Annotated in this window: 13 protein-coding genes; 6 read left to right on the plus strand and 7 right to left on the minus strand. The window is 61.2% G+C overall.

The features are described from left to right. Positions 1-7 precede the first annotated feature (7 nt). From IB266_RS19700 to IB266_RS19715, 4 genes are all read right to left on the minus strand, one after another. Positions 8-712: a hypothetical protein gene (locus IB266_RS19700; RefSeq protein WP_092166168.1), complete on the minus strand. Its 705-nt coding sequence runs from the start codon at positions 710-712 to the stop codon at positions 8-10. A 91-nt stretch (positions 713-803) separates the two neighbouring features. Next, positions 804-947 carry a hypothetical protein gene (locus tag IB266_RS19705; protein WP_192262220.1) on the minus strand — a complete coding sequence of 48 codons (144 nt, stop codon included), beginning with the start codon at positions 945-947 and terminating at the stop codon, positions 804-806. After that, positions 944-1957 carry a sensor domain-containing diguanylate cyclase gene (locus IB266_RS19710; RefSeq protein ID WP_192262165.1) on the minus strand — a complete coding sequence of 338 codons (1014 nt, stop codon included), beginning with the start codon at positions 1955-1957 and terminating at the stop codon, positions 944-946. Before IB266_RS19710 ends, IB266_RS19705 begins: the two co-directional genes overlap by 4 nt. A gap of 192 nt (positions 1958-2149) precedes the next feature. Further along, a complete protein-coding gene (locus tag IB266_RS19715) occupies positions 2150-3067 on the minus strand; it encodes a LysR family transcriptional regulator (protein WP_103308303.1) in 918 nt (305 codons plus the stop codon). Positions 3068-3165: 98 nt separating this feature from the next. Here IB266_RS19715 and IB266_RS19720 point away from each other — a divergent pair, with 98 nt between their 5' ends. Then, positions 3166-4341, plus strand: a complete 1176-nt coding sequence (locus tag IB266_RS19720; protein WP_192262166.1) for an aspartate aminotransferase family protein — start codon at positions 3166-3168, stop codon at positions 4339-4341. Between the two features lie 150 nt (positions 4342-4491). Then, entirely contained in the window at positions 4492-5229 is a 738-nt protein-coding gene (locus IB266_RS19725) for an OmpA family protein (RefSeq protein WP_063324469.1), read from the plus strand. Between the two features lie 236 nt (positions 5230-5465). Here IB266_RS19725 and IB266_RS19730 read toward each other — a convergent pair whose 3' ends face one another. Then, positions 5466-5903: a YhcB family protein gene (locus tag IB266_RS19730; protein ID WP_003205372.1), complete on the minus strand. Its 438-nt coding sequence runs from the start codon at positions 5901-5903 to the stop codon at positions 5466-5468. Positions 5904-6050: 147 nt separating this feature from the next. Between IB266_RS19730 and IB266_RS19735 the strand changes: the two genes are divergently transcribed. The 3 genes from IB266_RS19735 (at position 6051) to zapE (ending at position 9257) form a co-directional block, all read left to right on the plus strand. Beyond that, positions 6051-6680, plus strand: coding sequence for an alpha/beta hydrolase (locus tag IB266_RS19735; RefSeq protein ID WP_060740740.1), 630 nt, complete (start codon positions 6051-6053; stop codon positions 6678-6680). A 24-nt stretch (positions 6681-6704) separates the two neighbouring features. After that, positions 6705-8060: a tryptophan--tRNA ligase gene (locus IB266_RS19740; protein ID WP_192262167.1), complete on the plus strand. Its 1356-nt coding sequence runs from the start codon at positions 6705-6707 to the stop codon at positions 8058-8060. A 102-nt stretch (positions 8061-8162) separates the two neighbouring features. Next, complete coding sequence (zapE, locus tag IB266_RS19745) at positions 8163-9257, plus strand: cell division protein ZapE (protein WP_192262168.1); 1095 nt, start codon at positions 8163-8165, stop codon at positions 9255-9257. Between the two features lie 190 nt (positions 9258-9447). On the opposite strand, the gene IB266_RS19750 is transcribed toward zapE, so the two are convergent. Continuing rightward, entirely contained in the window at positions 9448-10344 is an 897-nt protein-coding gene (locus IB266_RS19750) for a GlxA family transcriptional regulator (protein ID WP_173667209.1), read from the minus strand. 244 nt (positions 10345-10588) lie between these two features. On the opposite strand from IB266_RS19750, the gene IB266_RS19755 reads away from it, so the two are divergent. Continuing rightward, a complete protein-coding gene (locus IB266_RS19755) occupies positions 10589-11725 on the plus strand; it encodes an acyl-CoA dehydrogenase family protein (protein ID WP_192262169.1) in 1137 nt (378 codons plus the stop codon). A 133-nt stretch (positions 11726-11858) separates the two neighbouring features. Here IB266_RS19755 and IB266_RS19760 read toward each other — a convergent pair whose 3' ends face one another. Further along, positions 11859-12899 (minus strand): NADP(H)-dependent aldo-keto reductase, encoded by a 1041-nt coding sequence (locus IB266_RS19760; protein ID WP_192262170.1) that lies wholly within the window; start codon positions 12897-12899, stop codon positions 11859-11861. Positions 12900-13097: the final 198 nt, after the last annotated feature.

Raw genomic sequence — 13097 nt, forward strand, 5'->3', positions numbered from 1 at the left:
GTGAGGCTTATTGCTGGGCGATGCTGTAGCCGTCGAAGGCTTTCTGCTGTTGCAACGCAGTGACGATGCCTTTGCGGGTGGCCGGTTGTTCGGTGCCGTCATTGTCCAGGAAGGTTTCGCTTTCCAGTTCGGCTTCGTCGCCTTCGCCTATGAAGTTGAAGCCCAGGAACTCGAAGGCTTCGCGGTCGACATTCGGCTTGGAGCGTGGTGTGCGCAGGGGCAGGGTGACGCTGATGCCGTCCTTGCTGATGACAAACACCTCGGCTTCCTTTTTGGCCCGCGAGGCCTTGCCCTTGCTGCCGCTTGGGTTGCTGATGGCCTGATGGGTCTGGTTCAGTACTTTCAGGGCCAGGCCGTAGACCAGTTCCTGGAACGATGGGTCGTCCTTGTAGCTGGAGAGGATGCGGCTGATCGGGAAGCGGCTGCTCAGGTCTTCCAGGGCCGCGAAGTCGGCGGCTTCGGCGTCCTTGAGCTGTTTGAGCTGGCCCATCAGTTCGTAGGCCTTGTCGTCGTCGAAAGCGTCGTGGGCCTGACGGATGGCGTTGCGCAGTTCGCGGATCTGGTCGCTTTCGCGGTTCGACTGGAACGCATCGAGGACCATTTCGCTGATGGTTTTGGCCTGGGGCAGATGCTGTGAAAGATTGATGGAGTTTTCGTATTCCGCTTTGGACGACAGGGTGACTACGGATTCAGCGGTGTTGGAATCGGACATTGAAATTTCACTACTTCTGTTAGCGGGATGAGGCGAGAAAGGCATTGAGCTTTTTTCCGGTCGCCTAATCTATTGGACCCGAGCGGTGTTGTCACGGTCGGACCGGCAGCAACTGACCATTTGTTGCCGGTGACGGCTTTGCGTCTTGCATCAAGTCCATCAAGCGCAACGCGTCGGCGGTCGCGGCGCCGCTGGCGGTGTTGTCGAAGATGCACCAGGTCGGGGTACCGTTCATTCGCAAATCACATTCTTGCCCGCCATCTTGGAGCGATACAGCGCCTGGTCCGCCCGGTGCAGCAACGCCGAGTGCTGTTCATCCTCCAAGCGCTGCACTACGCCAAAACTCATGGTGATCTGGAAGTCGCCCACCGGCAGCAGGTCGGACAGGCCACGACGAATGCTTTCCGCCAGCAGGCGGGCGTCGGCCAGGGCTGTGTTGGGCAAGATCATGATGAATTCGTCGCCGCCCCAGCGCACCAGCAAGTCACTGCCGCGCTCGCAGCGCTTGACGCTCTGCACCACTTGCACCAGCGCTGCGTCACCGAAGGCGTGGCCGTAGCGATCGTTGATGTCCTTGAAGTCATCGACGTCCATGGCGATCAGCGACAACGGCTCGCGGAAACGCTGTGCGCGCTCACAGGCCAGCGGCAGTGCCTGGTCCAGGCGATAACGGTTGGCGACCCGCGTCAGGGCATCGGTTTCGGCAAGCCTGCGGTTCTCGTCGAGTTGGAGCTGCAACTGATGGTTGACCCTCGACAGCTCGCGGGTGCGTTCTTCGATGATGGCTTCCAAGGATTTGTTACGCCGTTCCAATTGTTCGAACAGGCGCTTCTTGTCGTCGATACTGCGATGGGCGCCGATCATGCGGGCCACCGTGCCGTCCGGATTGCGGGCGATCACGTAGCCGCGATCCTCGATCCAGATGTAGGACCCGTCGCGCGTGCGGCAACGGTACTCGGCCTGGTAGCGGTGGGATCGTTGTTCCAGGTAGTCGTCGAACAACGCCATGACCCGTGGGTAATCCTCCGGGTGGATCACGCTTTCCCAGGTCAGCACGGTGTTGTCCAGTGAATGAGGCAGGTAGCCAAGCATCGTGTACCAGCCGGGGTTGCGGTAGACGAAGCCGGTGTTGGCATTCCAGTCCCAGATGCCATCGCTGACCAGTTCCAGGATGGTGTGCAGTACGCCTTCGTCCAGATCGGACAGGTCGAACCGCAGCATGTCGATGTTCGAGGCGTCTCCCATCGTCGTTTCCTCATCGGCCTTGATATCAAAATGCTCGTCCAAGGAGGAAGAGTAGCTGATGGGGCGCGGGGTCACTAGCGGGGGCGATGTCCTGTAGGAGCTGCCGAAGGCTGCGATCTTTCGGGCTTTCGCTCCGGACTCAAGCGTCTGGGAAAGATCGCAGCCTCGTTGCACTCGTCAGCTCCTGCGTCGTCATTCGGGTTGGGCTTGGGGTTTACCCCATTTCTCCAGCGCGAACTCGACAAAACTGCGCAGTTTCGGCAAGCGGTAGCGATCCTGCGCGTACATCAGGCTCATCGGCCGATGGGGCAATTGGTAGCCCTGCAGCAACGCCACCAAGTGCCCCTCCTTCAGGTCCTGGGCCACCAGCGCATCGGGCAGCATCACCACGCCCATTCCGGCCAGGGCAGCGCGATGCAGGCCCGAGGAGCTGTTGATCAGCATCGGTCCGTTCACCGGGACCTTGATCTCGCCGTCCGGCCCGTTGATGGGCCAGTGATCCTGGGCGAAGCGCCATTCGTCTGCTGCCGAATAGGCGAACGACAGGCAGTCGTGTCGTTGCAGGTCCGCAGGTTGTTCCGGCGTGCCGCGCCGGGCCAGGTAAGCGGGGGAGGCGCAGATGGTCAGGGTGTAGTCCAGCAACGGACGGGCAATCAGCTTCGGGTCGGGATGGCCGAGGCGGATGGCGACGTCGAAGCCATGGTCGAGCAGGTCCAGGCGCTGGTTGGTCAGCACCACGTCGAGCTTGACCTGGGCGAAGCGCTGGCTGAATTCGGCCAGCGCCGGCGAAAGGCGTTCGGTACCGAAGGTCAGCGGTGCGGTGATGCGCAGGGTGCCGGTTGGCTCGCCTTGGGTCTGTTCGGCCAGGCGTTCGGAGTCGGCCACCAGCCCCAGTACTTCCAGGCAGCGCTGGTAGTAGGCCGAGCCGAACTCTGTCAGGCGTTGGCGCCGCGTCGTACGGTTGATCAAGCGCACACCGAGGCGTTGCTCCAGGGCTCGAAGATGATTGCCCACCATGGTGGTGGACATTTCGCACGCCTGGGCCGCTGCCGTCAGGCTCCCGGTTTCCACCACCTTCACGTAAACGGTCATTGCCTGGAACAGGTCCATTATCAAGCTCGGCTTTTAAATGATTGAAGTAAAGCAGCGTTTATCCAGCCTTGGTTGCTAACCATACTGGAAAAAACCACCCGATGGAGCTTGATGCCATGACCGCTGCCTGCCTGATGACCACTTACCAACCCCTGGCGCTGAATTTCACCCATGGCTTGGGGACGCGCCTGTGGGACCAGGACGGTCGCGAATACCTCGATGCGGTGGCGGGCGTGGCGGTGACCAATGTCGGCCATTCCCACCCGCGGCTGGTGGCCGCCATCAGCGAGCAGGCCGGCCTGCTGTTGCACACCTCCAATCTGTACAGCATCGATTGGCAGCAACGCCTGGCGCAAAAGCTCACCCAGCTGTCGGGGATGGAGCGGGCGTTTTTCAATAACTCAGGCGCCGAGGCCAACGAAACCGCGCTGAAGCTGGCGCGCCTCTACGGCTGGCACAAGGGTATCGAGCAGCCCTTGGTGGTGGTCATGGACAACGCATTCCATGGACGCACCTTGGGCACCATGTCAGCCAGTGATGGCCCGTCCGTACGGCTGGGCTACAACCGGTTGCCGGGGGACTTCCTCAAGGTACCGTTCGGCGATCTCGCGGCGCTGGAACAGATTCAACAGGCTCACGCCGAGCGCATCGTCGCGGTGCTGGTGGAGCCGATCCAGGGTGAGAGCGGTGTGCAACTCGCTCCACCGGGGTACCTCAAGGCCTTGCGGCAGTTGTGCAGTCGGCGCGCCTGGCTGTTGATGCTTGACGAGATCCAGACCGGCATCGGGCGCACCGGCCAATGGTTCGCGTTCCAGCACGAGGGCATCGTGCCGGATGTCATGACCCTGGCCAAAGGCCTGGGCAACGGTGTGCCCATCGGTGCCTGCCTGGCACGGGGCAAGGCTGCCGAGCTGTTTACCCCAGGCAGCCATGGCAGTACGTTCGGCGGTAATCCGCTGGCCTGCCGGGTCGGTTGCACAGTGTTGGACATCATCGAGGAACAAGCGCTGGTGGATAACGCCAGGCACCAGGGCGAACAATTGCTGAGCCGGCTGCGGACCGAGCTGGCGGACAACCCGAATGTCTTGGCGATTCGCGGCCAGGGCTTGATGATCGGCATCGAACTCAAGCAACCGGTCCGCGACCTGACCCTTCGCGCCGCCCGGGACCACGGCCTGCTGATCAATGTCACCCGGGGCCAGACCATCCGCCTGCTGCCGCCACTGACGATCGATGGGCGGGAAGTGGAGATGATTGTCAGGGGTGTGAGCCGCTGTCTGGCGCAAGGCTGAGGCAACCCGCCCAGACGACGGTTTTTTCTGAAGCAGCCGGGCGAAGCGCAACGCAGCGGGACGGAATTTTTAACGATTGCCGCGTTCCAACGCCTGCCAGAGTCGATTGCCTACGCCCTGGCACTTCAGACTGAAAACCAGGAGCATTCCATGTTCACCTCGCGTCGCTTGATCGTTGTCGCTACTGCTGTGGCCTTGTTGTCCGGCTGTGCGTCGCCTAACCCCTATGACAACCAGGGCCAGGCCTCTACCGAATCGTCGGGCATGAGCAAAACCGCCAAGTACGGCGGCCTCGGTGCGCTGGCGGGGGCGTTGGCCGGTGCGGCCATCGGTCACGATAACCGGGGCAAGGGTGCGTTGATCGGTGCGGCGGTGGTGGGGGCTTCCGCGGCCGGCTACGGTTACTACGCCGACCAGCAGGAAAAGAAACTGCGCGCCAGCATGGCCAATACTGGCGTTGAAGTGCAGCGCCAGGGCGACCAGATCAAGCTGATCATGCCGGGCAACATCACCTTCGCCACCGACTCGGCGAACATCGCGTCCAGCTTCTACCAGCCGCTGAACAACCTGGCCAACTCCCTCAAGGAGTTCAACCAGAACCAGATCGAGATCGTCGGTTACACCGACAGCACCGGCAGCCGCCAGCACAACATGGACCTGTCCCAGCGCCGTGCCCAGAGCGTGGCGACCTACCTGACGTCCCAGGGCGTGAGCGGTGCCAACCTCTCGGCCCGTGGCGCCGGCCCGGACAACCCGGTGGCCAGCAACGCCGACGTCAATGGCCGCGCGCAAAACCGTCGTGTCGAGGTCAACCTCAAGGCCATTCCTGGCCAGCAATATCAGGAGGCGCCGCAGCAGCAGGGGCAGACTTACCAACAGTACCCATAACGGCTGGGCGGTAAATGAAACGGGGGCTCTGGAAACAGGGCCCCCGTTTTTTGTGGCTGGCGCCAACCCCTGTGGGAGCGAGCTTGCTCGCGATAGCGGTCTGTCTGAGCCGGTGATGTGGGATGTGCCGCCATCATCGCGAGCAAGCTCGCTCCCACAGGGGGAGGGATTTTCCTGGACTAAAAAAAAGCCCGCCCGATCATGTGATCGGGCGGGCTTTTGGTGTCGCTCGCAAATTACTTCTTCAAACCGTAATGCTCATCGAGCATGCCGGGCGAATTCGGGGCCTTGGGGGCGTAGTCCCGCGGCGGTTCCTGGATCCCTTTTGGTGGGGTCAGGCGTTCCCGTGGAGTCTGTGCCGCATCGGCTTGCAGGGCGGCCAGCAGGCGCTGGCGAGTCTGCTCGTCCAGGGCCAGGCGATTGGCACCCTCGGACAAATGATCCTGGACATCCTGGTAGCTCTGGGTGAGTTTTTTCACCAGAGAAGCGGTGCTGTTGAAGTGGGTGACCACTTCATTCTGATAACTGTCGAAACGTTCCTGAATGTCGTCCAGCTGACGTTGCGTGCTGTTGGGCACCGCATTGGGCAGCAGTCGGGCAAGCAGGAATCCAATGGCGACACCGGCAACCAGGGCAAGAGTCGGCAACAACCAAACTAAGAGCGAGTGTTCCACGAGTCCTTCCTCTATAAACGGCTTTGCTTTACGTTAACGGCTCGGACCTGCGCTGTATACCGCGAAGAACATCGCAATCATGCCAGGCACAGACTTTAGCTAGACGAGTCGACCCAATTCGGGGTCACGGAGTTCTTTCCCTTGCTTATGCGCGAAACCCCTGTCGTCATCGATGGCCCCGTGGGCCAACTGGAAGCCTTATACCTGGACAGCGAGGCCCCCCGTGGCCTGGCGCTGATCTGCCACCCGAACCCGGTGCAGGGCGGGACCATGCTCAACAAAGTGGTCTCGACCCTGCAACGCACTGCCCGCGATGCTGGGCTCGTTACGTTGCGTTTCAATTATCGTGGCGTGGGTGCCAGTGCCGGCACTCATGACATGGGCACCGGCGAAGTGGATGACGCCCAGGCTGTCGCCCAATGGTTGCGTGAAAAATACCCGCAATTGCCCCTGACCCTGTTCGGTTTTTCCTTCGGCGGCTTTGTCGCCGCCAGCCTGGGCGGGCGCCTGGAAGCCCAGGGGCAACCGGTCAAGCACCTGTTCATGGTGGCCCCGGCGGTGATGCGCCTGGACGAGCGATCGCCCTTGCCGACCGGTGGCGAGTTGACCGTGATCCAGCCGGAAACCGACGAAGTGGTCGATCCGCAGCTGGTTTACGAATGGTCCGACACGCTCCAACGCCCCCATGAGCTGCTGAAAGTGGCAGAATGCGGACACTTTTTTCATGGCAAGCTGACCGATCTCAAGGATCTGATCCTGCCGCGCCTCTCGAATTGATAGCAGTCTGACAAGCGATAACCCATGACGACGCGTACCCGTATCCTGACCGGCATCACCACCACCGGCACCCCGCACCTGGGCAACTATGCCGGCGCCATCCGTCCGGCGATTCTCGCCAGCCGCGACAGCAACGCCGATTCGTTCTACTTCCTGGCCGACTACCACGCCCTGATCAAGTGCGATGACCCGCTGCGTATCCAGCGTTCGCGCCTGGAGATCGCCGCCACTTGGCTGGCCGGCGGCCTGGACGTGGAGCGCGTGACGTTCTATCGCCAGTCCGATATTCCCGAGATCCCGGAACTGACCTGGCTGCTGACCTGCGTCGCGGCCAAGGGCCTGCTCAACCGTGCCCACGCCTACAAGGCTTCGGTGGACAAGAATGTCGAGGCCGGTGAAGACCCGGACGCCGGTGTCACCATGGGCCTCTACAGCTACCCGATCCTCATGGCCGCCGACATCCTGATGTTCAACGCCCACAAGGTCCCGGTCGGCCGCGACCAGATCCAGCACGTGGAAATGGCCCGTGACATCGGCCAGCGCTTCAATCACCTGTTCGGCCAGGGCAAGGAGTTCTTCACCATGCCCGAGGCGCTGATCGAAGAAAGCGTGGCCACGTTGCCGGGCCTAGATGGCCGCAAGATGTCCAAGAGCTACGACAACACCATCCCATTGTTCAGCAGCGCCAAGGACATGAAGGACGCGATCTCGCGGATCGTCACCGACTCCCGTGCCCCGGGCGAAGCCAAGGATCCGGACAATTCGCACCTGTTCACCCTGTTCCAGGCCTTCGCCACTGCCGAACAGTCCGCCGAGTTCCGCAGCGAACTGCTGCAAGGCCTGGGTTGGGGCGAAGCCAAGAACCGCCTGTTCCAGTTGCTCGACAACGAGCTGGGTGAAGCGCGCGAGCGCTATCACCAGTTCATCGAACGTCCGTCGGACCTTGAAGATATCCTGCAACTGGGCGCGAGCAAGGCCCGGGCCGTGGCAACGCCGTTCCTCAACGAACTGCGCGAGGCCGTTGGCCTGCGTTCGTTCGTCAGCCAGGTCCAGGTGGCAACCCAGGCCAAAAAGAAAGCGGCCAAGGCCGCACGTTTCGTCAGCTTCCGCGAGGATGACGGCAGTTTCCGTTTCCGCCTGCTTTCTGCCGATGGCGAGCAACTGTTGCTCTCGAACAATTTTGCCGACGGCAAGACCGCAGGGCAGGTGACCAAGCAATTGCAATCCGGCCAACCCTTGGACGTACGCAGCGACGACCTGGGTTTCAGTGTCTGGCTCGACGGTGAGTGCGTGGCGAACAGCCCGGCCTTCGCCGACAGCGCCGCCCGGGATACGGCCATCGATACGCTGCGCGTTGCCCTGACGCCTGCCCAGGACTGATTCAGGCGCGCTACCCGACCATCGGCCCGAATAAGGGCCGATTGCCATTCCTCTGGGCCATCGCTACAGTGACGGCCCGTTTTTGTTGCCTTGCTAACGAATATGACGCCCCTAGAACGATATCAAGCTGATCTGAAACGCCCGGAGTTCTTCCACGACGCAGCCCAGGAAACGGCGGTGCGGCATTTGCAGCGCCTGTACGACGACTTGGTCGCGGCCTCGAACAACAAGCCGGGCCTGTTGGGCAAACTGTTCGGCAAAAAAGACCTGGCACCGGTCAAGGGCCTGTATTTCTGGGGCGGCGTTGGCCGTGGCAAGACCTACCTGGTGGACACCTTCTTCGAAGCGCTGCCGTTCAAGGAAAAGACACGCACGCACTTCCACCGCTTCATGAAGCGCGTGCACGAGGAAATGAAGACCCTGGGGGGCGAGAAGAACCCGCTGACCATCATCGCCAAGCGTTTTGCCGACGAGACCCGGGTGATCTGCTTCGATGAGTTCTTCGTTTCCGACATCACCGACGCCATGATCCTGGGCACCTTGATGGAAGAGCTGTTCAAGAATGGCGTGACCCTGGTCGCCACCTCGAACATCGTGCCGGACGGCCTGTACAAGGACGGCCTGCAGCGGGCGCGGTTCCTGCCGGCCATCGCGCTGATCAAGGAACACACCGAAATCGTCAACGTCGACAGCGGCGTCGACTACCGCCTGCGTCACCTCGAACAAGCGGAGTTGTTCCACTTTCCGTTGGATGCCGCCGCCGAAGAAAGCCTGCGCAAGAGCTTCCGCGCCCTGACGCCGGAATGCACCCAGGCGGTGGAAAACGATGTGCTGATCATCGAAAACCGCGAAATCCGCGCCATCCGCACCTGTGACGACGTGGCCTGGTTCGACTTCCGCGAACTGTGCGACGGCCCGCGCAGCCAGAACGACTACATCGAGCTGGGCAAGATCTTCCACGCCGTGTTGCTCAGCGGCGTCGAGCAGATGAGCGTCACCACCGACGACATCGCCCGTCGCTTCATCAACATGGTCGACGAGTTCTACGACCGTAACGTGAAGCTGATCATTTCGGCCGAAGTCGAACTCAAGGACCTCTACACCGGCGGTCGCCTGACCTTCGAGTTCCAGCGGACCTTGAGTCGTTTGCTGGAGATGCAGTCCCACGAATTCCTGGCGCGAGCGCATAAGCCGTAGGGCGATTCGCAAAGCAAAAAAAGGCCTGCGATTGCAGGCTTTTTTGCGTGCGAAATTTAGCAGTTCACTACATGACCCTGTGGGAGCGGGCTTGCTCGCGAAGGGGGCGGCATGTTCAGCATAAATGCAAGCTGACCCACCGCTTTCGCGAGCAAGCCCGCTCCCACATGGGATTGCATTCAGCTCTGGTTCACGCCGCCTGCTGAAACTGCTGCCGATACTGGTTCGGCGACAGGTCGGTATGTTGCCGGAACAACCGTGCGAAAAAGCTCGCGTCGTCGTAGCCGACTTCGTAGCTGATGGTCTTGATGCTCTTGCGGCTGCCGGAGAGCAGGCCCTTGGCGGTTTCGATCCGCAGTCGTTGCAGGTAATGCAGCGGCTTGTCGCCCGTGGCAGTCTGGAAGCGGCGCATGAAATTGCGGATGCTCATGCCATGCTCCCGGGCAACATCCTCGAAGCGGAATTTATCGGCGAAGTGCTCTTCGAGCCACTGCTGGATCTGCAGGATGATCACGTCCTGATGCAGTTTCTGCCCGCCAAAGCCGATCCGTCCCGGCGAATAGCTGCGTTGCACTTCATACAGGATGTCCCGCGCCACGGCCTGGGCCACATTGGCGCCGCAGAAGCGTTCAATGAGGTAAATGTAGAGGTCGCAGGCTGAGGTCGTGCCGCCGGCGCAAAACAGGTTGTCGGCGTCGGTCAGGTGCTTGTCCTGGTTCAGGTGCACCTGGGGGAAGCGCTCCTTGAAGGCATTGAAGAAGCGCCAGTAGGTGGTCGCTTCCTTGCCGTCGAGCAGACCGGCTTCGGCCAGCCAGAACACCCCGGTGGCTTCGCCGCAGAGGACCGCGCCGCGAGCGTGTTGTTCGCGTAGCCAGGGCAGTACCTGGGGGTAGCGTTGGCAGAGGCTGGCGAAATCATCCCAGAAGGCCGGCAGGATGATGACGTCGGTGTTTTCCAGGCCTCCGTCCACCGGCATGATCACATCGCTGAAGCTGTTCACCGGTTTGCCATCGGGGCTGACCAGCCGGGTTTCAAACGCCGGTGTCAGACCGTGGCCCAGCTGTTTGCCATAGCGCAGGCTGGCCAGGTGGAAAAAATCCTTGGCTTGCATGAGGGTGAAGGCGAAGACCCGGTCGATTGCCAGGATGCTGACGCGCCGCAAGGGCGTGGAGGCGTGCATAGACATAATTCATCTTTATTTTTATAGGGGAAAGTGGTCACTAGACGGCTGGATCGTCTTATTTTTTGTCGGATGTGTCCAGTGTCCTGTCGTACACCGCAGGCTTAGGCTCTGTCGGATAACCACGTCCAACAATAATCAAAGGTGCGCCATGATCCCAAGAACACTGTTCAGTCCCGAGCACGAATTGTTTCGCGACAGCGTACGAACCTTCCTCGAAAAAGAAGCCGTGCCGTACCACAGTCAGTGGGAAAAACAGGGGCATGTCGATCGCCAGCTCTGGAACAAGGCGGGGGAGGCGGGCATGTTGTGCTCGCACCTTCCAGAGGCTTATGGCGGGCTGGACGCGGACTTCCTCTACAGCACGGTGGTGATCGAGGAGATCGGTCGCCTGGGGCTGACGGGGATCGGTTTCTCGCTGCATTCCGACATCGTCGCGCCGTACATCCTGCATTACGGCAGTGAGGCGTTGAAACACAAGTACCTGCCGAAACTGGTGTCTGGCGAAATGGTCACGGCCATCGCCATGACCGAGCCGGGCGCCGGTTCCGACCTGCAAGGGGTGAAGACCACGGCGGTGCTGGACGGTGACGAATACGTCATCAACGGCTCCAAGACGTTCATCACCAATGGTTTCCTGGCGGACCTGGTGATTGTGGTCGCCAAGACCGATCCCAAGGCTGGCGCCAAGGGCACCAGCCTGTTCCTGGTGGAGGCGGGCACGCCGGGCTTCGAAAAGGGCAAGCGCCTGGAAAAAGTCGGAATGAAGGCCCAGGACACGTCGGAATTGTTCTTCCAGGATGTCCGCGTGCCGAAGGACAACCTGCTCGGGCAGGCCGGAATGGGCTTTGCCTACCTGATGCAAGAGCTCCCCCAGGAGCGCCTGACCGTCGCCATCGGCGGCCTGGCTTCGGCCGAAGCGGCGCTGCAATGGACCCTGGACTACACCCGCGAGCGCAAGGCGTTCGGCAAAACCATCGCCGACTTCCAGAACACCCGTTTCAAGCTCGCGGAAATGGCTACCGAAATCCAGATTGGCCGGGTCTTCGTCGACCGCTGCCTGGAATTGCACCTGCAAGGCAAGCTGGACGTGCCGACGGCGGCGATGGCCAAGTACTGGGGTACCGACCTGCAATGCAAGGTGCTCGACGAGTGCGTGCAGTTGCATGGCGGCTACGGCTTCATGTGGGAATACCCGGTTGCCCGGGCGTGGGCGGATGCGCGGGTGCAGCGGATCTATGCCGGGACCAATGAAATCATGAAGGAGATCATTGCGCGGTCGCTTTGATGCAGGGTGAACTCAAGATCGTCTTCGCGAGCAAGCCCGCTCCCACAGGAGTCCTGCGTCGATCACAAAAGAGTGTTCAGACACAAATCCCCTGTGGGAGCGGGCTTGCCCGCGAAGACTTTTTACCGGCCGATCAAGGAGCAGGGTTCGGCTGATCCTTGTGAATCGCCTCGATCCCCGCCAGCACTTCGTCCGACAGCTTCAGGTCGACGCTGGCGATGTTGCTGTCCAGTTGCTCCAGCGTGGTGGCGCCAATGATGTTGCTGGTCACGAACGGCTGTTGGGTGACGAACGCCAGGGCCATCTGCGCCGGGTCCAGGCCATGTTCGCGGGCCAGGGCCACATAACGGCTGCAGGCCGCTTCCGATTGCGGGTTGAAGTAACGCATGAAGCGGCTGTACAGGGTCAGGCGGCCCTTGGCGGGCCGTGCGCCGTTTTCGTATTTGCCCGACAGGAAGCCGAACGCCAGGGGTGAGTAGGCCAGCAGGCCGCACTGTTCGCGGATAGCGATTTCCGCCAGACCGACCTCGAAGCTGCGGTTAAGCAGGTTGTACGGGTTCTGGATCGACACCGCCCGCGGCCAGCCACGGGCCTCGGCCAGGGCCAGGAACTTCATGGTGCCCCACGGTGTTTCGTTGGACAGGCCAATGTGGCGGATCTTGCCGGCCCGGACCTGCTCGTCCAGGGCTTCGAGGGTTTCCTCCAGTGGGGTGAACGTTTCGTCGGCCTTGTGCTGGTAGCCCAGTTGACCGAAGAAGTTGGTGCTGCGCTCCGGCCAGTGCAACTGATAGAGGTCGATGTAGTCGGTTTGCAGGCGCTTGAGGCTGGCGTCCACCGCTTCGACGATGTGCTGGCGGTTGTGCTTGAGGTTCTTGTCGCGGATGTAGTCGATGGTGTTGCCGGGACCGGCGATCTTGCTCGCCAGGATCCAGTCGGCACGGTCGCCGCGGCTTTTGAAATAATTGCCGATGTAGCGCTCGGTGGTGGCGTAGGTCTCGGCCTTGGGGGGCACCGGGTACATCTCGGCGGTGTCCATGAAATTGATGCCGGCACCCTTGGCGCGTTCGATCTGGGCGAAGGCCTCGGCCTCGCTGTTCTGCTCACCCCAGGTCATGGTGCCGAGGCACAGGGCACTCACGTTCAGATCGGTACGGCCTAGCTGGCGATAGTCCATCGGGAACTCCTTGGGCAAAACAATCATAAAAGCAGGTTGAAATATTTTTCGCAATCTGCATAATTGCGCACCTCTTTCTGCAGTGGAAGTGATGCGCCGCCGCCGAAGAATCTTGCCGTTGAACGGACGCGCCGACCCGAGCCCCCGAAAGCGTCTGTATCCGGCTGCCTTTGACTTGTCAAAGTACGCACTATTCAG

Origin of the sequence: Pseudomonas sp. Pdm06 (assembly GCF_014851795.1) — a bacterium.
GTDB classification, from domain to species: domain Bacteria; phylum Pseudomonadota; class Gammaproteobacteria; order Pseudomonadales; family Pseudomonadaceae; genus Aquipseudomonas; species Aquipseudomonas fluorescens_AA.

Excerpts from the sequence above, each read along its gene's own strand:
- IB266_RS19735 (WP_060740740.1), top strand. The coding sequence starts at position 6,051 with ATGCGCGAAACCCCTGTCGTCATCGATGGCCCCGTGGGCCAACTGGAA.
- IB266_RS19740 (WP_192262167.1), top strand. The coding sequence starts at position 6,705 with ATGACGACGCGTACCCGTATCCTGACCGGCATCACCACCACCGGCACC.
- IB266_RS19715 (WP_103308303.1), bottom strand. The coding sequence starts at position 3,067 with ATGGACCTGTTCCAGGCAATGACCGTTTACGTGAAGGTGGTGGAAACC.
- IB266_RS19725 (WP_063324469.1), top strand. The coding sequence starts at position 4,492 with ATGTTCACCTCGCGTCGCTTGATCGTTGTCGCTACTGCTGTGGCCTTG.
- IB266_RS19705 (WP_192262220.1), bottom strand. The coding sequence starts at position 947 with ATGAACGGTACCCCGACCTGGTGCATCTTCGACAACACCGCCAGCGGC.
- IB266_RS19755 (WP_192262169.1), top strand. The coding sequence starts at position 10,589 with ATGATCCCAAGAACACTGTTCAGTCCCGAGCACGAATTGTTTCGCGAC.
- IB266_RS19760 (WP_192262170.1), bottom strand. The coding sequence starts at position 12,899 with ATGGACTATCGCCAGCTAGGCCGTACCGATCTGAACGTGAGTGCCCTG.
- zapE (WP_192262168.1), top strand. The coding sequence starts at position 8,163 with ATGACGCCCCTAGAACGATATCAAGCTGATCTGAAACGCCCGGAGTTC.
- IB266_RS19720 (WP_192262166.1), top strand. The coding sequence starts at position 3,166 with ATGACCGCTGCCTGCCTGATGACCACTTACCAACCCCTGGCGCTGAAT.
- IB266_RS19710 (WP_192262165.1), bottom strand. The coding sequence starts at position 1,957 with ATGGGAGACGCCTCGAACATCGACATGCTGCGGTTCGACCTGTCCGAT.
- IB266_RS19700 (WP_092166168.1), bottom strand. The coding sequence starts at position 712 with ATGTCCGATTCCAACACCGCTGAATCCGTAGTCACCCTGTCGTCCAAA.